Origin of the sequence: Methylophaga marina (assembly GCF_030296755.1) — a bacterium.
GTDB classification, from domain to species: Bacteria; Pseudomonadota; Gammaproteobacteria; order Nitrosococcales; family Methylophagaceae; genus Methylophaga; species Methylophaga marina.
In genome coordinates, this window is the sequence record NZ_AP027741.1 from 1,004,724 (window position 1) to 1,030,219 (window position 25,496).

Sequence of the window (25,496 nt, forward strand, 5' to 3'; positions counted from 1 at the left end):
CGGAAAAAGGCCGGTGACCAAAGTCACCAGCCATTTTCTTTTTCGTAATAGTCATTTGACCATCACGATGTGTGTGATGCTTACTTAAGTTCAGCAGCTGCACCAGCTTCAGTAAGTTGTTTAACAACGTCTTCAGCTTCAGCTTTTTCAACACCTTCTTTAACTGTAGCAGGTACGCCTTCAACCATGTCTTTAGCTTCTTTCAAGCCAAGACCAGTGATGCCACGAATTACTTTGATGACAGAAACTTTATTGTCACCGAAGCTTGTCATAACAACGTCAAACTCAGTTTGTTCAGCGGCAGCAGCAGCGCCACCTTCAGCAGGAGCAGCGGCAGCAGCTACAGGAGCAGCAGCAGTTACACCAAATTTTTCTTCCATTGCTTCGATCAGATCAACGATCTCAACAACAGTCATATTGGAAATCGCTTCCAAAATATCGTCTTTAGATACAGCCATGATAATTTTCCTATTTCAAGCTTACAGAATTTATTTACTTGCTCAACCCAGTAAAGGATTAAGCTGCGTCTTTCGCATCGCGAACAGCCGCGAACGTACGAACCATCTTGCTGGTAGGTGCTTGCAAAGTACGAACAAATTTCTCAATAGGCGCTTTGATGGTACCCATGAACATGCTTATAGCTTGATCTTTGGTTGGCATCTTCGCCAGTCTATCCAGCTCACTGGCCGGGAATAATTTTCCACCCAGAGAAACCATTTTGACTTCAAGTTGTTTGTTATCTTTCGCAAAATCACCCATGACCCGTGCTACTGCACCTGGATCTTCCATAGAGAAGCCAAGAATCAAAGGACCTGTCATTCCTTCCTGCATGCAGGCGAAATCAGTACCTTCTACAGCACGGCGAGCTAATGTGTTACGAACAACACGCAAATAAACGTTTTGTTTACGAGCTGCAACACGTAGCTCGGTCATTTCAGAAACTGTCAACCCACGATATTCTGCTGCAATAGCAGAATAAGCATTGGCAGCTACTTCAGCGACCTCAGCAACGACGGCCTTTTTACCTTCAAGATTTAAAGCCACCTAAGACCTCCTTAGGTTCATTCATTACTGAATGAATAGTTGCTAAACAAGAGAGTGAAACCACTCCCACCTTTTACGGTATTCAACGTCAGAGATTCTGCAGCTGAACCCGTCTGCGCAGGCTTGCTCTTACAAAGAGCCAATTAAAATTACTTACCTGCGGTCTTAGACGACTCAGCCCGAAGGCTGAGCGGTCCAAATTTTTTAATCTATCCTAAGAAAGATTTATCTACAGTGACACCTGCACCCATTGTGCTAGAGACACTGATGCGTTTGATGTAGACGCCTTTTGCTGAGCTTGGCTTCAGCTTGTTAAGATCATCGATCAACGCTTGTAAATTTTGACGTAATGCGTCGGTTTCAAAGCCTGCATTTCCAATTGGGCAATGAATGATGCCCGCTTTATCTGTGCGGTAACGAACCTGACCAGCTTTAGCATTTTTAACAGCTTCAGCAACATTTGGTGTCACAGTACCCACTTTAGGGTTTGGCATCAGACCACGTGGACCTAAAACCTGACCAAGTGTACCGACGATACGCATAGCATCAGGAGAAGCGATAACGACATCAAAATCCATGTTACCTTTTTTGATATCTTCAGCTAGGTCTTCAAAACCGACAACATCTGCACCGGCTTCTTTTGCCGCATCAGCATTTGCACCTTGTGCAAAAACAGCAACACGAACAGTTTTACCAGTACCATTGGGTAGTACAGTTGAGCTACGAACAACTTGGTCAGACTTACGAGGGTCAACACCTAAGTTGATTGAGACATCAATTGATTCAACAAATTTCGCAGAAGCGTTTTCTTTCACAAAAGTTAACGCATCATCAATTGAAAACACTTTGCCGTCTTTTAATTTCTCGCGAATAGCGCGAGTTCTTTTACCTAAAGCAGCCATTACTCAACACCCTCCGTATTCAGGCCCATGCTACGAGCAGTACCTGCAATTGTTCTTACAGCAGCGTCTAAGTCAGCAGCTGACAGATCAGGCATTTTTGTGTTTGCAATTTCTTCAAGTTGTGCACGAGTCACTGTACCGACTTTGTCAGTGTTAGGTCGGCTGCTACCACTTTTCAGGCCTGCCGCTTTTTTCAGAAGAATTGAAGCAGGTGGTGTTTTAGTGATAAAAGTAAAACTCTTATCATTATAAACTGTGATAACAACTGGAATTGGTAGACCATTTTCCATGTTTTGCGTTTGCGCGTTGAAGGCTTTACAGAACTCCATGATGTTCACGCCTTTCTGACCTAACGCTGGACCAACTGGTGGGCTTGGGTTAGCACCGCCGGCTGGCACTTGCAGCTTGATATAAGCTTCAATTTTCTTTGCCATGATTTCTCCTTATGGGTACAAACGCTTTTCAGCTCCCCGCTTAAATATCAAGTCAACGTAATGAAGTTGACCTTTTTTGTTGAATTTAGCCTTTTGCTACTTGGCTAAACTCTAATTCGACAGGTGTTGAGCGACCAAAAATAACCACCTCAACACGCAGTTTACTTTTCTCGTAATTCACTTCTTCAACAACACCTGTAAAGTCGTTGAAAGGACCATCAGTCACGCGAACCACTTCACCGGGTTCAAACAAGACTTTAGGTCTTGGACTTTCTGCGCCATCTTGAACTCGTTGTAGAATTTGGTTGGCTTCAGCTTCACTAATTGGAGCCGGACGGTCACCCGTACCACCAATAAAACGGAGCACACGTGGCAGATCATTGACCACATGCCATGTTTCATCATCCATTTCCATATTGACGAGAACATATCCAGGGAAAAATTTGCGCTCACTCTTGCGCTTTTGCCCTTCTTTCATCTCAACGACTTCTTCAGTCGGGACGAGGATTTCACCGAACTTGTCTTGCAGTTCAAGGCGATTAATACGCTCTTCGAGAGACCGTTTCACTTGTGCTTCAAAGCCTGAATAAGCTTGAATTACATACCAACGTTTACTCATTTGAAACCCTGTTTTATAGCGTTAGAGCGCGAACGCCCCAACCTAATAATGAATCAACGCCCCATAACATCAACGCGACCATCATTACCATTAAGATAACAACTAAAGTCGTTTGAAGCGTTTCTTGACGTGTGGGCCATACAACTTTTCTAACTTCAACATTGGTATCTCTTACATAAGATAAGACCGTTGAGCCGATGGTTGTTTTAGAGGCGATAAACAGTGATACGCCAGCAACGACCAGGAGACCGAGTACACGTAACAATGTTGAATACTCTGCGTAGGTATAAAACAAAGTAATCGCAGCCGCCATTAAGACAACTGCGATAATTAGTTTGATATTGTCTGCCATTTTTATTCGTTATATCCGCTTTGAGGAAAACATATGATGGCAGGCCAGGAGGGAATCGAACCCCCAACCTACGGTTTTGGAGACCGTCGCTCTGCCAATTGAGCTACTGGCCTATCATATGCTCTCAAAAATTGCTGAGTGCCTATGCACTCAGCATTGTGGCATCCTAATACTATTCGACGATTTTACTAACGACACCGGCACCAACTGTGCGGCCGCCTTCACGAATAGCAAAACGTAACCCTTCTTCCATCGCAATCGGTGCAATCAAAGTTACGTCCATCTTAACGTTATCACCAGGCATAACCATTTCTACACCTGATGGTAATTCACATGCGCCTGTTACGTCTGTTGTACGGAAGTAGAACTGTGGACGGTAACCATTAAAGAATGGTGTGTGACGACCACCTTCGTCTTTCGACAGTACATACACTTCCGCTTCAAAACGTGTGTGTGGCTTGATAGTGCCTGGGTGTGCCAGTACCTGACCACGGTCTACGTCTTCACGTTTTGTACCACGTAACAAGACACCTACGTTGTCCCCTGCTTGACCTTGGTCTAACAGCTTGCGGAACATTTCAACACCTGTACAGGTGGTTTTTTGGGTATCTTTAATACCAACGATTTCTAATTCGTCACCTACTTTGACAATACCGCGCTCTACACGACCGGTAACAACTGTACCGCGACCTGAGATTGAGAATACGTCTTCAATCGGCATCAGGAAGGCACCGTCAATGGCACGTTCTGGTTCTGGGAAGTAGGTATCCATCGCTTCGGCTAAACGGATGATTGATGGTGCACCAATCTCGCTTGTGTCGCCTTCCAAGGCTTTCAGTGCTGAACCAACAATGATAGGTGTGTCATCACCTGGGAAGTCGTAGCTGTCTAACAGTTCACGGACTTCCATTTCGACTAATTCAATCAGTTCTTCGTCATCCACCATGTCAGCTTTGTTTAAGTAGACAATGATGAAAGGTACACCAACCTGACGTGATAACAGGATGTGTTCACGTGTTTGTGGCATAGGGCCGTCTGCTGCGTTAACAACTAGAATCGCGCCGTCCATTTGTGCCGCACCGGTGATCATGTTTTTAACATAGTCAGCATGGCCTGGGCAGTCTACGTGAGCGTAGTGACGATTTGCTGTTTCGTATTCGACGTGAGCTGTTGAGATAGTGATACCACGCTCTCTTTCTTCTGGTGCGTTATCAATATCCGCGTAATCTTTGAATTCACCACCAGACATTTCACCCAACACTTTGGTGATCGCCGCTGTCAGCGTAGTTTTACCATGGTCAACGTGACCAATAGTGCCCACGTTGACGTGGGGTTTAGAACGTTCAAATTTTGCTTTAGACATGAGTAGTATCCCCGGCACTAAATTTATTGAGCCAAAAAATCAAAACAGGCAGGAATACCCTGCCTAAGACAAATTGTGGAGCCCGCAATCAGAATCGAACTGATGACCTCATCCTTACCATGGATGCGCTCTACCGACTGAGCTATGCGGGCCTAAATTCTTCCAAAAAAAATGGAGCGGGTGATGGGAATCGAACCCACGTGATCAGCTTGGAAGGCTGGAGTTCTACCATTGAACTACACCCGCAATTCAGTCATCTTGTATATTAAATGGTGGAGGGGGAAGGATTCGAACCTTCGAAGGTAGAACCGTCAGATTTACAGTCTGATCCCTTTGGCCACTCGGGAACCCCTCCACTAAAGACGTGGCATTTTCCGTAAAACAGAGACTAATGTCAACACTTAAATCAGTAATTCTTATTTAGCTGCTGTCTTTGTACTCGAGATGGCTAAATCTATTCATGATTAACTGAAGTAGAAAAGCATGAATAGTATACTATTGCGTTCTATAAATTTGTCACACTTTAAAAAATCAAACAGGAGTCTCTATGGAGCAGTACCGCGGTACGACTATCCTTTCCTATCGCCGTGACGGCCAAGTGGTCATTGGTGGTGATGGGCAGGTGAGTCTTGGCAATACCATCATGAAAGGCAATGCACGCAAAGTCAGACGTCTTTATCACGGTAAAGTGATTGCTGGTTTTGCCGGTGGCACCGCAGATGCATTTACGTTGTTCGAACGCTTTGAAGCAAAGCTTGAAAAGCATCAAGGTAACTTAACTAGAAGTGCACTTGAGTTAGCTAAAGACTGGCGCACAGATCGGATGATGCGGCGCTTAGAAGCTTTACTCGCTGTCGCCGATGCAGAAGCATCACTGATTATTTCTGGTAATGGCGATGTAATCGAACCAGAACACGGTCTTATTGCTATTGGTTCTGGCGGTCCGTTTGCTCAAGCTGCTGCGACCGCTTTATTGCAAAACACGTCACTCAGTGCGAGGGAAATTGTTGAGAAAGGGTTGAATATTGCCGCTGATATCTGCATCTATACTAATCACAATCTTACAATCGAAACTCTGGAATCAAACTGACATCTACCATGCAATCATTAACGCCAAAACAAATAGTTAACGAACTTGATAAACGCATCATCGGACAACAAGCGGCAAAAAAAGCGGTTGCTATCGCTTTGCGTAACCGCTGGCGCCGCCAACAACTAGATACCTCACTTCAACATGAAGTCACGCCAAAAAACATTCTTATGATTGGCCCAACGGGTGTAGGCAAAACAGAAATTGCTCGTCGACTTGCCGCTCTCGCTAATGCCCCTTTCATTAAAGTAGAAGCCACAAAATTTACTGAGGTGGGTTATGTTGGCCGTGATGTTGAATCAATCATTCGCGACCTCGCTGAAACTGCGATGAAGATGTTACGTGAATCGGCAATATCCTCAGTTAAAACAAAAGCCGAAGATGCTGCAGAAGAACGCATTTTAGATGCCTTACTGCGACCAGCACGCGATGTTGATAGTGAAGATGAATCAGCCACTCGCCAACGTTTTCGCAAAATGCTGCGCGAAGGTAAGCTCGATGATCGCGAAATTGAACTTGAACTGAATGCGCCAAATGTTGGTGTAGAAATCATGTCTCCACCGGGCATGGAAGAGATGACCAGTCAGCTTCAGGAAATGTTTCAGAACATGGGAACAAACCGTAAGAGCACACGCAAGATTACTGTTGGTAATGCCATGCGCATACTGGCTGAAGAAGAAGCCCTAAAACTCATTAATGAAGAAGAGTTGAAAGCGGATGTGCTGGAGCGTGTCGAACAAAACGGCATTGTCTTCCTTGATGAAATTGATAAAATCACCGGTCGTGGTGAGAGTGGTAATAACGCTGATGTCTCGCGTGCAGGCGTTCAGCGGGATTTATTGCCTCTGGTTGAGGGCAGTACAGTTTCCACTAAATACGGCATGATAAAAACCGATCATATTTTGTTCATTGCCTCTGGCGCCTTTCATTTGAGCAAACCTTCTGATCTTATTCCTGAACTTCAGGGTCGTTTACCCATACGCGTCGAACTTGATGCACTTTCTTCTGCGGATTTTGTCCGCATTCTGACCGAACCTGATGCCTCATTAACCGAGCAATATATTGCATTGCTGGCTACTGAGGGAGTGGAACTTCGTTTTACCGACGACGGTATCGAACGAATTGCCGAACTGGCCTGGGAAGTGAATGAGAAAACCGAAAATATTGGCGCACGACGCTTACACACCATGCTTGAGAAATTGTTAGAAGACATTTCTTATGAAGCAGGGAGTGAACAGAATCTCTCCGTCGTCATTGATAGAGACTATGTCAATGAACAACTGTCCGTTGTAGCTGAAGACGAAGACTTATCACGCTATATTCTGTAAGGAATGCTCTAATGGCAGAAACTCAATTACCAACAGACATCACCTTGCACAAACAATCAAAGTGCCTATCTCTCAGTTATGGCGATAGGCAATATCGTCTTTCCGCTGAATATTTACGCGTTTACTCACCTTCTGCAGAGGTACGTGGGCACGGTCCCGGACAAGAAGTTCTGCAAACAGGTAAAGAAAATGTTGGTCTCGATAAAATCGAACCCGTAGGTCACTATGCGCTAAAGTTGTTTTTTGATGATGGTCATGACAGTGGTTTGTATACATGGGATTATTTATACGAACTTGCCATGCATCAAGAATCCCTTTGGCAAGACTATCTTAACCGGCTCGAAAAAGCCGGTTACCAGCGCCAATAACAATAGGTCACGTTATGGAAGTTAAAGAGACAACGCATTTCGGTTACAAAGAAGTGCCCACTGCCGAAAAAGCCAAGCATGTAGCTGAGGTTTTTCACTCCGTTGCCGGTAAATATGATCTTATGAACGACTTGATGTCGCTTGGCATTCATCGTTTCTGGAAACGATTTACCATTCTCAACAGTGGTGTACGGCGCGGAGCTACAGTTCTAGATATCGCAGGCGGAACAGGTGACTTGACGCGAAAATTTTCCAAGCTTGTTGGTGACACAGGTAAAGTAGTGTTAGCTGATATCAATGCCTCAATGCTCAATGTTGGTCGTGACCGTCTAACAGATGACGGTATTGTCGGTAATATCGAGTATGTTCAAGCCAATGCAGAAGCTCTACCCTTTCCTGACAATAGTTTTAACTGTATTACCATCGCTTTTGGCTTGCGTAATGTCACGGATAAAGACAAAGCCTTAGCTTCAATGTATCGGGTTCTCAAACCCGGCGGTCAACTGATGGTCTTGGAGTTTTCTAAACCTGCTGAATGGATGGCCCCCGTTTACGACGCCTATTCCTTCAAGATATTGCCACAACTAGGAAAAGTATTTACTGGTGATGAAGACAGCTACCGCTATTTGGCTGAATCTATTCGTATGCACCCAGACCAAGAGACCTTGAAACAGATGATGGAAAATGTGGGATTTGAACGTTGCGAATATCACAATATGACTGCTGGCATCGTTTCACTCCATCGTGGTTACAAGTTCTAACCCCATGACTACACTATTGCGTCCTATCGAGTTTGCCATCAATCAGGGGTTAAAACAGGATCCTGAAACGTGTGAGCGCCTTGAGGCTTTCGAAAATCGCGTCATCGTTATCCATGTTGAAGACTGGCAGCAATATCTGCATGTCTCCTTCCATCAATCTACTGTCAAATTGTCACATAACGATGAAGAGAACGCTGACTTATTAATCACTGCGAAAGCCTTGAGTTTATTAAAACTCGCCAAGCAGCCTGAGCATTTATTTTCTAATGAAATCCATATTCACGGTAATGTTCAGTTCGCTAAACAATTACAAGACGTACTGGATGGTTTCGATTTTGATTGGGAACAACAAATAGCCAACATAACTGGTGACGTTATCGCCCAACCGCTTAGTTATACGATTAAACACAGTTTCTCATGGCTGAATGCAACTCAACGTTCATTATCTATGTCACTTTCCGAGTACCTTCGTGAAGAAGCGCACATATTACCGGACAAGATTCAAATTGATGACTTTATGAATGATGTGGACAGGTTAACTGCGGATATCGATCGACTTGAAGCACGAATAAACAGGTTGGAAACAGAGTATTGACATTGTCCCTTGACCGCAGTCATAACCATGTAAGGAGCCATTAATGAAGGCTAATCAGTTATCCAGGCTGATTCAAATTAATCACGTCCTGGCAAAACATCGCCTGGACGAAGTGATCAAAGCAATCCATTTATTGCGTCCGCTTCGGTATTTCAGTTTTTTATCGCCACACCGCTGGCGCAATAAACAATCGACACTGCCTCGAGGCGAAAGATTAAGACTGGCATTACAGGACTTAGGACCTATCTTTGTAAAGTTTGGACAGGTGTTATCAACGCGTCGCGATCTCTTGCCGCCTGACATAGCCAATTCATTAGCTAAACTTCAAGACCAAGTAGCACCTTTTCCCGCTGAGCAAGCAAAACAACTGATTGATAAAGCCTATGAAGCAGAATCCATTGAGACATTGTTTGCTCATATTGAACCAGAACCATTAGCTTCTGCCTCCATTGCACAAGTACACGCAGCTACATTAAAAAGTGGTGAGCAAGTCGTTATAAAACTGGTTCGTCCTGGCATAGAGCCCATTATCAAGCGTGATATTGCTTTGTTGTATACCTTGGCATCTTTTGCTGAACGATACTGGTCTGAGGGAAAACGATTACGGCCCAGAGAGATCGTAGCTGAGCTTGAGAAGAACCTTTTTGATGAACTCGATATGTTGCGCGAGGCCTCTTCAGCCTCTCAACTGCAACGCAATTTTGAAGGCACCACCTTACTATATGTCCCCAAGATATACTGGAAGCTGACCAAGCCTAATATCCTGGTTCAAGAACGTATTTATGGCACGCCTATTAGCGATACTGAAGGTTTAATCGCGAAAGGTGTGGATATGGCAAAACTGGCAGAAATGGGGGTCGAAATCTTTTTCACCCAAGTATTCAAGCATAGTTTTTTCCATGCGGACATGCATCCCGGTAATATCATGGTGGATAGTCATGATCCGGCAAATCCACGTTATGTTGCTGTTGATTTTGGCATCATGGGGACATTATCTCCAGATGATCAGCGTTATTTAGCTGAAAATTTCCTTGCCTTTTTTAATCATGACTATCGCCGGGTTGCCGAGTTACATGTGCAATCAGGCTGGGTGCCGGCTGAGACTCGACTTGATGAGTTTGAAGCAGCCATAAGAAGTGTTTGTGAACCCATATTCGCTCGTCCTTTAAAAGAAATTTCTTTCGGACAACTGCTGCTGAGACTTTTCCAAACAGCGCGTCGTTTTAATATGGAAGTGCAACCACAGTTGGTGCTGCTACAAAAAACCTTACTGAATATTGAAGGCTTGGGCCGTGACCTCTATCCCGATCTGGATCTATGGAAAACAGCCAAACCCATTTTAGAATCATGGATGAAGGAAAAAATGGGCTGGCAAGCAGCGTTAAGAACGCTAAAGCAAGAAGCTCCTCATTGGGCTGAAACCTTACCCGAGATGCCGCGTCTATTATATGACCTGACTAAGAGAGCCCAAGATGGTCAGCTGAACGTTAATTTAGCATCACATGATATTCAACAGCTGCGTAAAGAAATCAAAAAAGCCAGTTATCGTAGTGCTGCTGCTACCTCTGGCGCTGCATTTTTGGTAGGCGCTGCCGTTATCACCGGTCTCGATGGTTACTCGACAACTATGTTTGCAGGGTTACCAGTACTGAGCTGGGTATTTGGGCTATGGGGGCTCGGTCTTATTTATTTTAGTATTTCAAACAAAAGTTAATTGTTATGTTTAAGTGGATTGGCCTTATTCTAGGCTTTATATTACTCAGTACGATGAGTGTAGGATTACTCATTTTAGGAATTTTTGGCGCACTGATTGGCTTACTGTTTGGTGGTTTTGCTGACCGTATACGAGCGTATGGTCTGGGCGGTGCTAATCCATTTACAAGTCAAACCCGTCAAACAGTTTTTCTTGAAACTGTGTTTGTTTTGATGGGGAAACTAGCGAAGGCAGATGGTCGAATCAGCCAGATTGAAATCGATCACGTGGAAGCCTTTATCAAAAAAATGGGGATGTCGGGTGAGCATCGACAAGAAGCCATCCGCCAATTTAAGCGAGGCGCAGAACCCGACTTTGATATTACAGACACAATGAATCATTTCAAACAACATTGTGGTAATACGTTTAATTTAAAACAAGTCTTACTGGTTTACCTGATAGTCATGGCCTTAGCTGATGGTAAGCTTGATCCACAAGAAAAAGATATTCTGGAACAAGTCTCTGCTCAGCTAGGATATAACCGGGCCGAGTTTAACCGTATTCTGGATATGGTGATGAGCCAGGCAAGTTTCGCAAGAGGTCATCAGCAGCAATACTCTTCCGGTCCGCAGCGCTCTTATTCTGATGAATTGGCCGATGCTTATAAAGCGCTTGGGGTGACTGAAAAGAGTTCTAATCAAGAAATTAAACGTGCTTATCGAAAACTGATGAGCCAATATCATCCGGATAAACTCATGGGACAAGGCGTTCCAGAAGATATGATTGCCGTTGCGACAGAGCAAGCGAAAGAAATTCAGTTAGCATACGATTTAATAAAAAAACATCGAGAACAAAGTTAACAATTTCGTTTTATTTATTATTATCTGTTTGGTACTATTTTTTCTGGAAACACTTTAACCAAAGCCAAACTCGGTGTGAACCAAGGACGGAAAGTTACAGACCTTATGATACTAAGGTGGCTGTACTGCAATAATATCTAAGGAAAGAACACATGAAAAAAATAGTTTTTATCGCACTGGCTTTATTTACTGGTTTAACTAACGCTGCTATAGCTGCAACAAGCTTATCAACTAATGGTTCATGGCAAACAGCTAATGGCGACCTAAGTTCATTGCTCGGCCAGTCTGCACCAGCTACATGGTCTTACGATACAGACCTAGCATCAGCGACCCTCTACTCATCATATACTCTTCCAAGCACAGGCACAGTGAGTACATACGTATCATCAAATTACGTTCTCTCAGGTACAGCTGCCCCCACTTTGTTTGATGGCAGCCAGTTTGCTCTCAGTATATTAGATAATACTATTGCAAACCTTGATGCATTCAATACAGATATCGTTACATCAATGGTGAATAAAGGTCTCAATCCCGATATCACAGGTGATGCGATTCTATTTACAACTAGCACTCTTTTTCCGGTGTCTGAATTCACAGAAAGTTTTTCTCTGTCTGGCCTGATGATGTTTGATAAAGACTTTTTCACTGGCCCTATATCAACATTACCTTCTGCTGATATTCTGCTTGATAATGCATTATTCATTTATGCATCACTTTCACATGAAATTAACTTTGAAGAAACTGGCTTTGCTAGTTATATCCAAACGCCATCAGCAGTGCCTGTACCTGCTGCCTTATGGATGTTTGCTCCAGCGTTGTTAGGTTTTCTTGGTTTGCGTCGCAAGGTGAATACTCAGGCTTAAAAAATTTAAGCACATAAAAGAAAAAAGCCGTAGTGATAAATCTTTACGGCTTTTTTGCTTAACACCCTTAATATTTGAGCTTTTTTATATCAAAACAGCCCGACTATTGAGCCATTATCATCAATATCAATACGTTCAGCAGCTGGGTGCTTAGGTAATCCAGGCATAGTCATCACATCCCCACAAAGTACAACCAGAAAACCAGCACCGTTTGACAGACGAACATCACGAATTGTCAGCGTATGATTCTCAGCCGTGCCACGTAAGCTCGGGTCACCGCTAAAAGAATACGGTGTTTTTGCCATACAAACTGGAATATCCCCGTGCTGCTCGTTCAACATAGCGATCTTATCCATCACTTTTTTATCAGCAACGACTTCACCACTGCCATATAGACGTTTAGCAACCTGATTGATTTTGTCCCATAGCGGTAAACTATCAGGATATAACAGACGACAAGGCTCAGCAGGGCTATCCAGTATTTCGACAACACGTTCCGCCAGTGTTTCTGCACCGGCCCCACCTTGTGCCCAATGACGAGCAAGAATGGCTTCAGCCCCCATTTCTTTTACAGCCGTTGTAATTAGTTCTATTTCTGCATCGCTATCATTAACAAAGTGATTGATGGCAACAACACAGCGTAGACCAAACTCATTTTGTAAGTTGCTTAAATGCCGTTTTAAATTAGCCAGTCCCACCTGTAACGCATCCAGGTTTTCTTCGCCAAGCTCTTTCAGTTCCAGACCACCGTGATATTTCAAGGCTTTTACTGTGGCGACAACAACAGCCATATCTGGCTTAATCCCAGCTTTGCGACACTTAATATCAATAAATTTCTCAGCACCTAAATCCGCTCCAAAGCCCGCCTCAGTGACCACATAATCACTCAGCTTAAGTGCCATTTTGGTTGAGATAACCGAATTACAGCCATGCGCTATGTTCGCAAATGGACCACCATGAACAAAGGCTGGATTATTTTCTAAGGTCTGCACAAGATTGGGTTTTATCGCTTCTTTTAATAATGCAGCCATAGCGCCGTGGGCCATGATTTCTCGAGCATATCTTGGTGTCCCATCAACGGAATAGCCGATCAGGATATCTCCCAAGCGTTGCTTCAGCTCAGGTAAAGAATTAGCTAGGCAAAAGATAGCCATAACTTCTGAAGCAACAACGATATCAAAACGCTCTTCACGCAAATAACCATTGGCAGAACCGCCCATACCCACCACGATATCCCGCAATGCACGGTCATTCATATCCATGACTCGCTGCCAAACAATACGTCTGGCATCCAACTGTAAGGCATTTCCATGATGGATATGATTATCAATCATCGCTGATAATAAATTGTGGGCTGAAGCTATTGCATGCAGATCGCCCGTGAAGTGAAGATTGATATCCTCCATGGGTACTACCTGAGCATAACCACCACCGGCAGCCCCGCCTTTCAAACCAAAGCATGGCCCCATAGAAGGTTCGCGTACACAGACAATGGATTTCTTACCAATTCGGTTTAGCGCATCACTCAGGCCGATCGTGGTTGTCGTTTTTCCCTCACCAGCAGGAGTCGGGCTAATAGCAGTTACTAGGATTAACTTACCATCGGGCCGGTTTGCCAACTCATCCATGACATCTAATGATACTTTCGCTTTGAAATGTCCGTATGGGTCAATATGTTGAGAGGCAAGACCCAGCTTTTTCTCGGCGAGCTGGATGACTTCCTGCATGGCAGCCTGTTGGGCAATTTCAATATCAGACATGGTTTTCCTGAACGGCATTAAATTTAAGCCACATTATACGTGAGTTAACGACGAATCCCGAATAGCCCATTACTCCCCCATCGCGGCATCAAGTCATGCTCTATCTTGGCTTGGTCAAGTATTCTCGCGACAACAAAATCGACCACTTCAGCTAAGGATGTTGGATTAAAATAAAATCCAGGATTGGGTGGCAAAATACAGACTCCCAGTTTAGCTAACTTCAACATATTTTCGAGATGAATCACAGAAAATGGCGCTTCTCTTGGAACCACGATCAATTTCCGATCTTCTTTAAGCATGACGTCGGCAGCACGGTTGATTAAATTATCACTCTGACCACAAGCAATTGCTGATAACGTTCCCATGGTACATGGGCACACAATCATGGCGGGCACGCGATGTGAACCACTTGCCAGTGGTGATGACCATTGTTGTTCACCATAAACCTGCAATTGTTCAGGAACACAGTCGAATTCCTGACTCAGCTTTTCCTGCACATCCGATGCTCTTGCAGGCAACTTCCAATTGAGTTCATCAGCGAGCACAATTCTACCAGCGGTAGAAATCATTAAATGTACCGTGAGCCCTTGCTTGAGTAATACCTGCAATAAACGCTTCGCGTAAGGCGCGCCAGAAGCACCGGTAATGGCTAATGCAATTTGTTGCTGATCCAACATTCTTAAGCTATCGCCTCTAAAATTCGCTGATGAATACCGCCAAAACCACCATTACTCATTACTAAAATCTCATCACCCGCTTGTGCTTCCTGGCTGATCGTCTTCACAATAGCATCGATCGAGTCAAAGACACTAACATGTTCGCCCAGTGTTTCAGTCACGTTTTTTAATGACCATTTCAAGTCGCTATCTTGTAACAACAATACTCTATCTGCCTGAATAAGTGACTGAGCCAGAGTATCTTGGTGAATTCCCATCTTCATCGTATTTGAACGAGGTTCCAATACAGCTACCAGACGACGGTTACCTATTTTGGCTCTCAGCCCAGCAATTGTTGTTGCTATCGCTGTCGGATGATGGGCAAAATCATCATAAACACGAATATTATTGATTTCACCTTTTAACTCTAAACGACGCTTCACACCAGCAAACACGGATAAAGCCTCACAGGCATGCTCAACCGTGACACCAACATGATGGGCAGCAGCAATAGCGGCAAGCGCATTATTCACATTGTGTTGGCCGAGCATATCCCAACTGACTCGGGCTGTAGACTCACCATATCTGACTTCAAACTCACTGCCATCATTTTTCAATAATGTCGCACACCAATCAGCATTAACACCCAATGTCTGTCTTGGCGTCCAACACCCCATATTAAAGACATGGTCAATCGTCTTATCCTGAGGTGAAATAATCAAACCCTGTTCAGGTACCGTTCGTACCAGATGGTGGAATTGCTTTTGAATTGCCGCCAGGTCATCAAAGATATCAGCATGATCAAACTCAAGATTATTAATAATCAGTGTTCTGGGCATGTAATGCACAAATTTTGAACGTTTATCAAAAAAGGCCGTGTCGTACTCATCTGCCTCAATCACAAAAAATGGCGTATTACCTAAACGTGCTGTTTCGCCAAAATTATCAGGGACACCGCCTATCAAGAAACCTGGCTGCATACCTGCATGCTCCAGAATCCATGCTAATAGACTACTCGTCGTCGTTTTTCCATGTGTACCCGAGACCGCTAATACCCATTTGCCTTGCAGGACATGTTCATTTAACCATTGAGGGCCAGACACATAAGGCAGACCTTTGTTTAAAACATACTCCACAGCCGGGTTGCCACGCGACATGGCATTGCCCATCACCACTAAATCAGGTGCAGGGTCTAAATGCTCAGGTTTATAGCCTTCTTTTACATCAATACCTGCAGCTGCAAGTTGGTCACTCATAGGCGGATAGACATTGGCATCAGAACCACTGACTGTCATGCCTAACTCCCTCGCAAGAATCGCCAGCCCCCCATGAAGGTGCCGCAAATCCCCAGTATATGAATGTGCATTAAGTCACTCCTGAAATAGTAAGTCCAACAACTATCAACGATACGATGACATATGCCACCGTGATAACGGCTGCCAGCCCCGGTCGGATATCTAGTGCATACCTGAAGATATGTGCAACAACAAATAAACTCCAGAAAATGATAATAAGCACCATCAATAGAATGATGCTGGTCAGTTGACTATGTGGTTCGACCAACCTGAATACAGAAAAAACAGGCCAACTCACCAGACCTACGATAGCGCCAGTACTGGCCATCGCTGTAACAGTTTGTTCAAAGCGATGAGATAAACCTCTACTGACTAATAATAGTTTTGTCACGATGATCAACATAATTGTGTCGGCTAGACTCGCCACGAGACTGATAATCCAGTTGTGATCGATATGACTGACCAGCACGCCGACCATAAAGTAACAGACGATACTGATATTAACTAATACTGATGATGCTGGAATATCTGCAGGGCTGGCCTGGAACAAACAAATCTGCAAAAAACGCTTAATCACTTTATTCATCGAGGCATAATAACGTGTCAGTAATTGCTAACAAAGTATTTAATGATCTTTTTCATCACAAACAAAAAAGCCCGGCTTTATAACCGGGCTTTTTCTAAGAAGGTTTAACTATAAATCAATCGTCAACCACTACGCCCCATGGGAATTTTCCAACGTTGATAGTTTTGATATTTTTGTTTGTCGCTGTATCAACCACAGAAACCGTGCCACTCACGCCATCTGCTGTGTATAAACGCGAACCATCACGAGTCATTCCTAAGCCCCATACACGTTTGCCTACAGGGATATTAGCCTGCATCTCAAGCGTTTTGGCATCAAGTACTGCGACAGAATTACCACGACCAGTTGTCACGTAGATTGTTTTATCATCAGGACTAACCGCTATGTCCATCGGTTTTGAATTAGGTAAGTCGATTTCTGCTTGTTTGATAATGGACAGCGTTTTGGTGTCGATAATAGTGACTTCATTACCCACTTCACTGCTTGAATAAGCCAATGAACCGTCACTGTTAAATGCTAGACCACGAGGACGTGCAGCAACCAAAATATTTTTCACCACTTTATGTTTTGCAGTATCGATAACATGCACCATGTTGGTGGACTCGCTGGTGACCAATACCAGACTTCCGTCAGGTGAAACAGCGACACCTTCTGGTTCCAGACCAACGGGAATCACTTCAATGGTTTCGCCTGTTTTGGGATCAATCACACTGGCTTGTGCGTCATCTTCATTAGAAATGTAGATATTGCCATTAGGTGCCACATCAAATGTTTCCGGATCATCACCTGCATCCAGTTTTTTTACCACTTCTAATGTATCAAGATTTACAACGGCAATAGCGCCTTCCTCACTGATGGCAACATAAAGCTGTTTTTGGTCTGGCGATAAACCGATACCTCTAGGACGTTCTCCGATATTGATGGTATTGATTACCTCATTGGTTTTTGTATCAATAACACTGACTGTATTGTCTTTTTCATTGGTCACAAATGCACGGTGTGAAGGTTCAGCCCAGGCCGCTGTGCTGGCTAAAACCAATGTCGTTAACAAAATACTTTTTAATTTCATTATGCTTCCTTCTTCTCTCAAATTATTTACAGCTGATTAGTCCAAGACTATCCAGCCCACCCTTAACACCTCTTAAAGGTGCTTCGGCAACGATGTTGTCATCTTTATCTATCAGCAGAACAATCTGACGTAATTGTCCAGTATCTCTGAATGTGGCGGTGTCACCTTTTTGTCCATCAAAAGACAAGTCCTTCTTGAGGTAGTTCAGCATAGCTGCAGAATCCGTTTTTTGAGTTCTCGCTACAGTATCAGACAACATTTTGATAGCAGCCCATCCGGCCCATGCATCATCCGTCATTTGTGTTTTATGGTTTCTGGTAAAACGATTATTGAGTTGTGACGCTGCAAATTTTACAAAGTCATGATGCCAGGCATGCGCTGTTACTAATTTATCTGGGTTTTTATTTTGCCATTGAGCTAATGCATCCTGCTTCATTTGCTTACTCAGGGGAATATTTAATAAGTTTGGCAAACAAACCTGTCGCAGACTGTCAGCATCTGAACTCAAATTAAAGACCGGTACAGTAGTCAACTTATTCAGTTTAGCTATTTCCAGCATATGCTTTGCATCAGTGCCAACCAGAACCGCCGTTATCTCAGACGCTGGTAATGCGTCAACCTCTTCTTCCGTAATGTTTTTAACATCATATGTCTGGCCTAGAAACTGACCTTGCAAATTAGCCTCTGTTAGACCTTGCTGAATACCAGCCCACACTTGGCCATCTGTAGGACCTATGTAGTGAAGCGTCACATTAATAGTATTGGCAAAAATGATTTGGGGCCATAACAGCAGCATGGCAATCCCGAGATTCTTCAGCATATTTAAACTCTCCGTTATTATTCTTTGTTTGTTGCCTGTGACAATACACATTCACATGGCTAAATAAATCAGCAAATTCCCTAATTTTATAGAGCAATCATCACTCCATAAGGTTCGCTTCTAAACCATTGTGTCAGTAAAACACCCTTTTTACCTCTAGGAGTTTTTCCTGTTTTTTCTGACTAAGATCACAATTCACTAATCACGGCCATCTTTTCGATCGGTTTTCATCTCAAGAAATCAGGACCTGTGTCGATATCTTGATTATCACAACAGGTAGTTTTTATGAATAAACAATTCCGCTCTTTACAGATGCAGCAAACACAGGAAAGCCTCGAAGAATTTATGAATTTTATGAGCTTTCGTAGTGATTGTAGTGGTGTAAGAATATTGTCTATTGAAACAACAGAACAGGCTGCCATTAGAGATGAAGCAGAACGTTCAGGTAAGGTGGTCTCAATCGGAACTCGTCGCAGAACCAAACCCGTGACAGTAACTATCAGTAAAGAGCTGCGGTTTAACGATCAAAATATACACTCATAAAAAAAGCCCGATTGCTCGGGCTTTTTTATTAAACCTGGCTACCATCTTCACCAATTTCCTGGTCACTCTCCTTCACTGGTGGTAGCAAATCTTCTTTACTTACCCCCATAAAGAGCACAGCAGAGCTTGCTACGTAGATCGATGAATAAGTACCAATCATGATGCCTAACAGTAACGCCTCTGCAAAGGAATGAATGACTTCACCTCCAAGCACAAATAAGGCAAAAACAACCAGCAGCGTCGTAAATGAAGTCATCAGCGTACGACTCAAGGTTTCATTTAAAGATGAATCAATCACTTCTTGTGGTGAGGCCTTACGCGCTTTTAAAAATCCTTCCCTGACTCTGTCAAAAACCACAATGGTGTCGTTGAGAGAATAACCAATGATTGCCAATACAGCGGCAAGTACCGTTAGATCAAACTCAACATGGGTTATGGAAAAGAAACCTAGAGTGATAATAACGTCATGCACCAAGGCGGCAACAGAGGCGATAGCAAAACGATATTCAAAACGGAAAGCCACATAAATCAAAATACCAATTAAGGCATATAAAACCGCTAAACCGCCTTGTTCAGTTAAATCATCGCCTACCTGAGGGCCAACAAACTCGACACGACGCACATCGATGGCATTACTGGAATCGACTTGTAGCAGCGAGACAACATTGTTACTGATTTCAGCCATATTCTCAGTTTCGATTATCGGCAAACGAACTAAAACATCATGGATAGAACCAAAATTCTGAACAACAGCCTGAGGATATCCACCGTTTTGAAGGGTTGATCGGATGTTATCTAGATTAGCCGGTTCCTGATAACCGAGCTCGATCATGGTTCCACCAGTAAAGTCGATACCAAAGGTTAAGCCTTGAGTTATCAACGAACCGATAGAAACAATCAGTAATATGCTCGAGAACACCAGCGCAGGCCAGCGTTTCGACATAAATTTGATATGCGTTTGTTTATTAAAAAACTGCATGAAAATGATTCCTAAATTGATAGCTTAGGTTTATGTTTACGACCGTAAAACAGATTCACTAAGGCACGTGTGCCCATAATTGCCGTAAACATAGAGGTTAAAATACCGAGTGATAAGGTGACCGCAAAACCTTTAATTGCACCTGTACCAAAACCAAACAAGACAATTGCAGCAATGAGTGTCGTGATATTCGCATCGGCAATGGTCGAAAAGGCTTTGTCATAACCTGAGCTGATACTGGCTTGGGGGCTATTGCCATTGCGTAGTTCTTCTCTAATACGCTCATAAATCAACACATTGGCATCCACAGCCATACCAACGGTGAGAACGATACCGGCGATACCTGGTAAGGTAAGTGTCGCTTGGAGTAATGAGAGTAATGCCACGATAAATATCAGGTTCGCAGCCAGTGCCATATTGGCAAACACACCAAATACTCGATACCAGATAATCATGAAAACAAGCACTAAAATAAAGCCGATAATGACAGATTCAAAACCCTGCTCGATATTTTGCTGTCCCATGCTTGGGCCAACCGTGCGCTCCTCAACGATTTCTATCGGTGCGGCCAATGCACCAGCACGTAATAGTAGTGATAAGTCTCGTGCTTCCGTAGTGCTGTCCAGTCCAGTAATCTGAAACTTCTTGCTCAACTGATCTCGTATAGTGGCTACATTGATAATTTCAGGTACCTGGCGACGTACAGAGACCAGCTCACCATCAATTTCTTTTGTTTCCATTTTAGACTCAATGAAAACCACCGCCATTGGGTTACCAATATTATCGCGAGTGACATTACTGAAAGCGCGCGCGCCTTTCCCATCTAAAGTCACGGAGACGGCAGGAGAACCAGACTGACCATCTAGTGTTGATGCGGCATTGATAACATGCTCACCTGTTAACATCACACGTTTATCAAGAAGATATGGGCGACCATCACGACTGTAATAAAGCTCCGTATTTGGTGGGACACGGCCATTGAGTGCATCTTTTACATCCTGCTCGATATCAACCAGTCTAAACTCAAGTGTTGCCGTCGCTCCCAGGATTTTCTTTGCTTGAGCAGTATCTTGCACACCTGGTAGCTGGACGACGATTCGGTCTTCGCCTTGCTGTTGCACAGTCGGCTCTGCCACACCCAGTTCGTTTATGCGATTTCTCAAGGTGGTGATATTTTGTTGTAAGGCTAATTGTTTTGTTTCACGAATGCTCTGTTCAGACACATTCATAATGAGCTCAGGGTTAGCTTCATCTTCTGAGACGGTCACTTGAAGATCATTGAAATCATTGTTGATTAACGCTTCCGCTTTATCTCTGTCCTCAGTATTTCGCAGAACCAGAACGATAGTCTGCCCTTCTACTTTGATTTGTTTATAACGAATTTTTTCATCACGAAGTGATAAACGGATATCGCTACCATAGCTATCTAAGCTTTGCTTAACCGCAGCATCCATATCGACTTGCATCAAGAAATGAACGCCCCCTCTTAAGTCCAAGCCCAGATTCATCGGCTCCGCGCCCATAGAAGCTAACCAATGAGGCGTTGTAGAGGCTAAATTCAATGCGATGATGTAATCACCGACTAAGGTTTTACTTAAGACATCTTTTGCCTTTAATTGATTATCAGCAGAGGTCAGTCGGATGAGTAACTTATCATCTTCAAGCTGAACACCTTTATAATCAATCCCAGCCTCTTTTAAAGCCTTTTCTGCTTTGTCTGCTAGATCCAAGTCCACTGTGGCCGTTCTGCCAGCAGAAATCTGGACTGCCGGGTCATCCCCATAAAGATTGGGTAGCGCGTAGAGCCCTGCGACCAGTAACACAACAAGAACGAGTAGATTTTTCCACAGTGGATATCGGTTCATATTTAATTCCTGACATTTTCAAGCCATCTGAAGCGATGGCCAGACTTTATAGCTTTTTCAATGTACCTTTTGGCAAAACAGCATTCACTGATTCACGACGCACTTTCACTTCAACATTTTCAGCAATCTGAACAGCGATAGCGTTATCAGTGATTTCTATAATTTTCCCCATCAGGCCACCATCGGTAACGACTTCATCACCTTTTGCCAATGCAGACTGCATAGCCTTGTGTTCTTTGGCGCGTTTTTGCTGCGGTCTGATTAACATGAAGTAGAACAACACCAGCAAAATAATAGGAAATGCGAAATCCATCATGCCTGGAGAAGCAGCCGTTGTTGTCGCTGCATCAGCAGCAGCGGCCGGAGAGATAAAAAAGTCCATCGTTAATCCTCAAAATCAACAAGAAAAAAGAAACCGATTATGCCACAGCAGACCCAGTGTTCGATAGCATTGAAGCGTTTTAAACAATTTCGGTTTGCCTGAACGCATAAAACTCTTGGCGGAATTGTTCCAGCGTATTGTTTTCTATGACCTGCCTTAAGCCTTTCATTAATGTCTGGTAATAATGAAGGTTATGGATGGTATTTAACCGAGGGCCAAGCATCTCACCTGTTTTATCTAAGTGGTGTAAATATGCCCGGCTATAATTTTGACAGGTATAACAATCACAATAGGGATCCAGGGGGTTTGTATCCGTCTTGAACCGACTATTACGAATTTTGATCACGCCTTGATGAACGAATAGGTGTCCATTTCGAGCATTACGGGTTGGCATGACACAATCAAACATATCCACGCCACGCATCACACCTTCGACAAGATCTTCAGGTCGGCCAACCCCCATAAGATAGTGCGGTTTATCTTCAGGCATTCTTGGCGCCAGAAAATCAAGAATGCGTATCATATCCTCTTTGGGCTCACCAACAGACAGTCCACCGATGGCATAACCATCAAAGCCAATCTCTGTTAAACCATCCAGTGAAATTTGACGCAGCTGCTCATGCATCCCACCTTGCACGATACCAAACAACGCAGAAGGATTTCCGGCGTGGGCTTCCTTACTACGTTTTGCCCAGCGTAGGGATAACTCCATAGATTTTGCTGCTGTTTCCAGATCAGCAGGATAGGGCGTACATTCGTCGAAAATCATCACGATGTCACTACCCAATGCACGCTGCACAGCCATCGATTCTTCAGGGCCCAGAAATACTTTATTACCATTGACTGGTGAACTAAAATGCACACCTTGCTCTGTAATTTTACGCAGCTCGCCTAGGCTGAAAACCTGAAAACCGCCAGAGTCAGTTAGAATTGGGCCTTGCCACTGCATAAAGTCATGCAAATCACCGTGAGCTGAGATAATCTCGGTGCCGGGTCTCAACATTAAATGAAATGTATTACCTAATAAGATTTCAGCTCCTGTTGCACCGACTTCTTCTGGCGTCATTGACTTGACTGACCCATACGTTCCAACAGGCATAAAAGCTGGGGTTTCAACAGTTCCCCGAGAAAAAGTTAAGCGTCCTCGACGAGCAAAGCCATCTCGCGCAAGTAAATCAAATTTCATTCATTCATTCTCAGCAAAAAACGCCCGACAGCATATCATTTTCTTGATCTAAACGGCGAAACAGACGCAATTCTGATCTTCTTAAGGTAGGATCACGGTCATTATCAGTAATGGAGATATCAATGTCCGACTCTAGAATCATTGTTGCCCTTGACTATGCTAACGCGAGTGACGCCCTGCAAATGGCCGATCAAATTGATCCAAAACGTGCGCGAGTGAAAGTGGGAAAAGAACTTTTCACCCGTTCAGGTCCTCAAGTTGTCACTGACTTAGTCTCGCGTGGGTTTGATGTCTTCCTCGATCTGAAATATCACGACATTCCACATACAGTGGCAAAAGCCTGTGCTGCGGCGGCTGACTTAGGCGTTTGGATGTTAAATGTACATACGCTCGGCGGGCCAGCCATGATGCGTGCTGCCAGAGAAGCAGTTGAACAATCATCCAATAAACCTTTATTAATAGGTGTAACGTTATTAACTAGCATGGATCAAACGACTTTTGATCAGATTGGCCTTACTGGCAATATGTCTGAGACTGTCACCCGACTTGCTCAATTGGCAAAACAAAGTGGTCTTGATGGCGTCGTCTGCTCGGCTCAGGAAGCCAGTGCCCTCCGAGATACGCTGGGTAATACCTTTCAACTTATTACTCCTGGCATAAGACCGGAAGGCAGTGAAAAAGGCGATCAACATCGAATCATGACACCCAAACAAGCATTAGACGCGGGAAGCCATTACCTTGTGATTGGCCGTCCAATTACCAAAGCACCCGATCCGATGCAGGCACTTGAAGAGATAGAACAAAGTCTACGTTAAATAAAAAAGCCCGGTTACCCGGGCTTTTTTATGAACTGTATGACACGTTATACCTTAAACTTACTCGCCGCTTCCTGAAGTTGGGTAGCAAGGTTACTCAAGGTTTCGACAGCGACTGAAGACTCTCTCGCGCCCTCCGCTGTATGCTCAGCCACTTGGCTGATATTGACTATACCTCGGTTAATATCTTCAGCAACGGAAGATTGCTCATTCGCAGCACTGGAGATCTGTGCGCTCATTTCATCCATGGTGGAAATCATAGCAGTAATAGAATCTAAGGCAGCACCAGCACTTGATGCCTTTTCCACACTATGTTTTGCTCTTTCACGACCTTCGTTCATGACCTTAACAGCGACTTGAGCGCCTTGCTGTAGTCGTTCAACCATCTCTTCAATTTCATGCGTGGAGGATTGCGTTCTCGCTGCCAGTGTACGAACTTCATCAGCAACAACAGCAAAGCCTCGACCATGTTCGCCTGCGCGTGCCGCCTCGATCGCAGCGTTCAGTGCAAGGAGATTGGTTTGTTCTGTAATACCACGAATGACATCAACTATCGCGCCGATATTACCAATATCTGACTCCAAACTACTTAATTGCTCTGCGGCTTTTTCCACCTCAGTGGCCAATGAGTCAATAGCCTGCATGGTTTCCATAACAACTTGTTTACCAGCCTTGGCCTCGATATCCGCATTACGAGCTGCTTCAGCAGCGCTTGATGCCGTTCTGGCTACTTCTTGAACTGACGCTGTCATTTCATTCATGGCGGTCGCTACCTGAGTCGTTTCAGACTGCTGACGCAACACTCCATCCACTGTCTCTTTGCTGATAGCTTGCATATTTTGGCTGGCTGAAGTGAGCTGCGTTACGCCGCCAACCAATGTATGAACCAGGTTCGCCACATTTTTTCTGGCACTGTCTAATTCAAATGCCATCCAACTAAAGTCGCTTTTACCTGATATAGCCACTTTATTAGTGAGATCACCTTTTTTGATGTTTTGAATCGCACCGACCAAGGTGGTAGCACGTTTATCACCAAAACGGCCTATGTAGTGTGCAATGCCAATCACCGTAATGCTAGCGATGACGACATATATCGCAGCGATATAAATCGCTTCAATTTCCTTGATATCAGAATGGTACATATAGCCTACAAGAACAAGTAGTCCCAATAAGGCAAATACACCCAGCCCACCAATGATATACATGCGTTTTCTCAAAGAGAAATTTTCAAGTTTAAACACGCCCGTCTCTCCCGGATTGAACTTAAT

27 protein-coding genes, 4 tRNA genes, 1 pseudogene and 1 riboswitch are annotated in these 25,496 nt (G+C 43.9%); of the genes and pseudogenes, 10 read left to right on the forward strand and 22 right to left on the reverse strand.

Annotated features, from left to right (window positions below; translation table 11 throughout):
• Window positions 1–80 precede the first annotated feature (80 nt).
• The 11 genes from rplL to QUE24_RS05215 all read right to left on the reverse strand — a co-directional run bounded on the left by rplL (window position 81) and on the right by QUE24_RS05215 (window position 5,069).
• A complete protein-coding gene (gene rplL, locus QUE24_RS05165) occupies window positions 81–458 on the reverse strand; it encodes a 50S ribosomal protein L7/L12 (protein WP_091716113.1) in 378 nt (125 codons plus the stop codon).
• 58 nt (window positions 459–516) lie between these two features.
• Window positions 517–1,044 carry a 50S ribosomal protein L10 gene (gene rplJ / locus QUE24_RS05170; protein WP_286305552.1) on the reverse strand — a complete coding sequence of 176 codons (528 nt, stop codon included), beginning with the start codon at window positions 1,042–1,044 and terminating at the stop codon, window positions 517–519.
• 209 nt (window positions 1,045–1,253) lie between these two features.
• The gene (gene rplA, locus QUE24_RS05175) at window positions 1,254–1,946 is read right to left on the reverse strand and encodes a 50S ribosomal protein L1 (RefSeq protein WP_286305553.1); all 693 of its coding nucleotides are present in this window, start codon (window positions 1,944–1,946) and stop codon (window positions 1,254–1,256) included.
• Complete coding sequence (gene rplK, locus QUE24_RS05180) at window positions 1,946–2,380, reverse strand: 50S ribosomal protein L11 (protein ID WP_091716106.1); 435 nt, start codon at window positions 2,378–2,380, stop codon at window positions 1,946–1,948. The genes rplA and rplK overlap by 1 nt, the downstream gene beginning before the upstream one ends.
• 85 nt (window positions 2,381–2,465) lie before the next feature.
• Window positions 2,466–2,999 (reverse strand): transcription termination/antitermination protein NusG, encoded by a 534-nt coding sequence (gene nusG / locus QUE24_RS05185; protein WP_091716104.1) that lies wholly within the window; start codon window positions 2,997–2,999, stop codon window positions 2,466–2,468.
• Between the two features lie 13 nt (window positions 3,000–3,012).
• Window positions 3,013–3,351: a preprotein translocase subunit SecE gene (secE, locus tag QUE24_RS05190; RefSeq protein ID WP_286305554.1), complete on the reverse strand. Its 339-nt coding sequence runs from the start codon at window positions 3,349–3,351 to the stop codon at window positions 3,013–3,015.
• Between the two features lie 37 nt (window positions 3,352–3,388).
• Window positions 3,389–3,464: transfer RNA gene (locus QUE24_RS05195), tRNA-Trp, on the reverse strand.
• Window positions 3,465–3,523: 59 nt separating this feature from the next.
• Window positions 3,524–4,714: an elongation factor Tu gene (gene tuf / locus QUE24_RS05200; protein ID WP_286305555.1), complete on the reverse strand. Its 1,191-nt coding sequence runs from the start codon at window positions 4,712–4,714 to the stop codon at window positions 3,524–3,526.
• Window positions 4,715–4,790: 76 nt separating this feature from the next.
• Window positions 4,791–4,866, reverse strand: a tRNA-Thr gene (locus QUE24_RS05205).
• Window positions 4,867–4,886: 20 nt separating this feature from the next.
• A tRNA-Gly gene (locus tag QUE24_RS05210) sits at window positions 4,887–4,960 on the reverse strand.
• A 24-nt stretch (window positions 4,961–4,984) separates the two neighbouring features.
• Window positions 4,985–5,069, reverse strand: a tRNA-Tyr gene (locus QUE24_RS05215).
• A 192-nt stretch (window positions 5,070–5,261) separates the two neighbouring features.
• Here QUE24_RS05215 and hslV point away from each other — a divergent pair.
• The 8 genes from hslV (at window position 5,262) to QUE24_RS05255 (ending at window position 12,272) form a co-directional block, all read left to right on the forward strand.
• Window positions 5,262–5,804, forward strand: coding sequence for an ATP-dependent protease subunit HslV (hslV, locus tag QUE24_RS05220; RefSeq protein ID WP_286305556.1), 543 nt, complete (start codon window positions 5,262–5,264; stop codon window positions 5,802–5,804).
• Between the two features lie 8 nt (window positions 5,805–5,812).
• Complete coding sequence (gene hslU, locus QUE24_RS05225; RefSeq protein WP_286305558.1) at window positions 5,813–7,132, forward strand: ATP-dependent protease ATPase subunit HslU; 1,320 nt, start codon at window positions 5,813–5,815, stop codon at window positions 7,130–7,132.
• A gap of 11 nt (window positions 7,133–7,143) precedes the next feature.
• Window positions 7,144–7,500, forward strand: a complete 357-nt coding sequence (locus QUE24_RS05230; protein ID WP_286305559.1) for a gamma-butyrobetaine hydroxylase family protein — start codon at window positions 7,144–7,146, stop codon at window positions 7,498–7,500.
• 14 nt (window positions 7,501–7,514) lie between these two features.
• Entirely contained in the window at window positions 7,515–8,261 is a 747-nt protein-coding gene (ubiE, locus tag QUE24_RS05235; RefSeq protein ID WP_286305560.1) for a bifunctional demethylmenaquinone methyltransferase/2-methoxy-6-polyprenyl-1,4-benzoquinol methylase UbiE, read from the forward strand.
• A 4-nt stretch (window positions 8,262–8,265) separates the two neighbouring features.
• The gene (locus tag QUE24_RS05240; RefSeq protein WP_286305561.1) at window positions 8,266–8,856 is read left to right on the forward strand and encodes a ubiquinone biosynthesis accessory factor UbiJ; all 591 of its coding nucleotides are present in this window, start codon (window positions 8,266–8,268) and stop codon (window positions 8,854–8,856) included.
• Window positions 8,857–8,899: 43 nt separating this feature from the next.
• Window positions 8,900–10,570, forward strand: coding sequence for a ubiquinone biosynthesis regulatory protein kinase UbiB (ubiB, locus tag QUE24_RS05245; RefSeq protein ID WP_286305562.1), 1,671 nt, complete (start codon window positions 8,900–8,902; stop codon window positions 10,568–10,570).
• 5 nt (window positions 10,571–10,575) lie between these two features.
• Window positions 10,576–11,409 carry a co-chaperone DjlA gene (gene djlA / locus QUE24_RS05250; RefSeq protein ID WP_286305563.1) on the forward strand — a complete coding sequence of 278 codons (834 nt, stop codon included), beginning with the start codon at window positions 10,576–10,578 and terminating at the stop codon, window positions 11,407–11,409.
• Between the two features lie 53 nt (window positions 11,410–11,462).
• Window positions 11,463–11,542: riboswitch (cyclic di-GMP riboswitch) on the forward strand.
• A 19-nt stretch (window positions 11,543–11,561) separates the two neighbouring features.
• A complete protein-coding gene (locus QUE24_RS05255) occupies window positions 11,562–12,272 on the forward strand; it encodes a hypothetical protein (protein ID WP_286305564.1) in 711 nt (236 codons plus the stop codon).
• Between the two features lie 89 nt (window positions 12,273–12,361).
• Here QUE24_RS05255 and QUE24_RS05260 read toward each other — a convergent pair whose 3' ends face one another.
• From QUE24_RS05260 to QUE24_RS05285, 6 genes and pseudogenes are all read right to left on the reverse strand, one after another.
• Window positions 12,362–14,032, reverse strand: a complete 1,671-nt coding sequence (locus QUE24_RS05260) for a formate--tetrahydrofolate ligase (RefSeq protein ID WP_286305565.1) — start codon at window positions 14,030–14,032, stop codon at window positions 12,362–12,364.
• Window positions 14,033–14,076: 44 nt separating this feature from the next.
• Window positions 14,077–14,709 (reverse strand): UbiX family flavin prenyltransferase, encoded by a 633-nt coding sequence (locus QUE24_RS05265; RefSeq protein ID WP_286305566.1) that lies wholly within the window; start codon window positions 14,707–14,709, stop codon window positions 14,077–14,079.
• Between the two features lie 2 nt (window positions 14,710–14,711).
• Window positions 14,712–16,054: pseudogene (gene mpl, locus QUE24_RS05270) on the reverse strand (UDP-N-acetylmuramate:L-alanyl-gamma-D-glutamyl-meso-diaminopimelate ligase).
• Window positions 16,054–16,569 (reverse strand): hypothetical protein, encoded by a 516-nt coding sequence (locus QUE24_RS05275; RefSeq protein ID WP_286305567.1) that lies wholly within the window; start codon window positions 16,567–16,569, stop codon window positions 16,054–16,056. The pseudogene mpl and the gene QUE24_RS05275 overlap by 1 nt, the downstream one beginning before the upstream one ends.
• 115 nt (window positions 16,570–16,684) lie before the next feature.
• Entirely contained in the window at window positions 16,685–17,638 is a 954-nt protein-coding gene (locus tag QUE24_RS05280; RefSeq protein WP_286305568.1) for a PQQ-dependent catabolism-associated beta-propeller protein, read from the reverse strand.
• Window positions 17,639–17,660: 22 nt separating this feature from the next.
• Window positions 17,661–18,458 (reverse strand): ABC transporter substrate-binding protein, encoded by a 798-nt coding sequence (locus QUE24_RS05285; protein WP_286305569.1) that lies wholly within the window; start codon window positions 18,456–18,458, stop codon window positions 17,661–17,663.
• 285 nt (window positions 18,459–18,743) lie between these two features.
• Between QUE24_RS05285 and QUE24_RS05290 the strand changes: the two genes are divergently transcribed.
• Window positions 18,744–19,001 (forward strand): hypothetical protein, encoded by a 258-nt coding sequence (locus QUE24_RS05290; RefSeq protein WP_286305570.1) that lies wholly within the window; start codon window positions 18,744–18,746, stop codon window positions 18,999–19,001.
• Between the two features lie 28 nt (window positions 19,002–19,029).
• On the opposite strand, the gene secF is transcribed toward QUE24_RS05290, so the two are convergent.
• The 4 genes from secF to tgt all read right to left on the reverse strand — a co-directional run bounded on the left by secF (window position 19,030) and on the right by tgt (window position 23,413).
• Window positions 19,030–19,980 carry a protein translocase subunit SecF gene (gene secF / locus QUE24_RS05295; RefSeq protein WP_286305571.1) on the reverse strand — a complete coding sequence of 317 codons (951 nt, stop codon included), beginning with the start codon at window positions 19,978–19,980 and terminating at the stop codon, window positions 19,030–19,032.
• A gap of 11 nt (window positions 19,981–19,991) precedes the next feature.
• The gene (secD, locus tag QUE24_RS05300; protein WP_286305572.1) at window positions 19,992–21,845 is read right to left on the reverse strand and encodes a protein translocase subunit SecD; all 1,854 of its coding nucleotides are present in this window, start codon (window positions 21,843–21,845) and stop codon (window positions 19,992–19,994) included.
• 46 nt (window positions 21,846–21,891) lie between these two features.
• Window positions 21,892–22,227, reverse strand: coding sequence for a preprotein translocase subunit YajC (gene yajC, locus QUE24_RS05305; protein WP_286305573.1), 336 nt, complete (start codon window positions 22,225–22,227; stop codon window positions 21,892–21,894).
• A 79-nt stretch (window positions 22,228–22,306) separates the two neighbouring features.
• Complete coding sequence (tgt, locus tag QUE24_RS05310) at window positions 22,307–23,413, reverse strand: tRNA guanosine(34) transglycosylase Tgt (protein ID WP_286305574.1); 1,107 nt, start codon at window positions 23,411–23,413, stop codon at window positions 22,307–22,309.
• A 122-nt stretch (window positions 23,414–23,535) separates the two neighbouring features.
• On the opposite strand from tgt, the gene pyrF reads away from it, so the two are divergent.
• Window positions 23,536–24,228 carry an orotidine-5'-phosphate decarboxylase gene (pyrF, locus tag QUE24_RS05315; protein WP_286305575.1) on the forward strand — a complete coding sequence of 231 codons (693 nt, stop codon included), beginning with the start codon at window positions 23,536–23,538 and terminating at the stop codon, window positions 24,226–24,228.
• A gap of 47 nt (window positions 24,229–24,275) precedes the next feature.
• Here pyrF and QUE24_RS05320 read toward each other — a convergent pair whose 3' ends face one another.
• The gene (locus tag QUE24_RS05320) at window positions 24,276–25,469 is read right to left on the reverse strand and encodes a methyl-accepting chemotaxis protein (RefSeq protein WP_286305576.1); all 1,194 of its coding nucleotides are present in this window, start codon (window positions 25,467–25,469) and stop codon (window positions 24,276–24,278) included.
• Window positions 25,470–25,496: the final 27 nt, after the last annotated feature.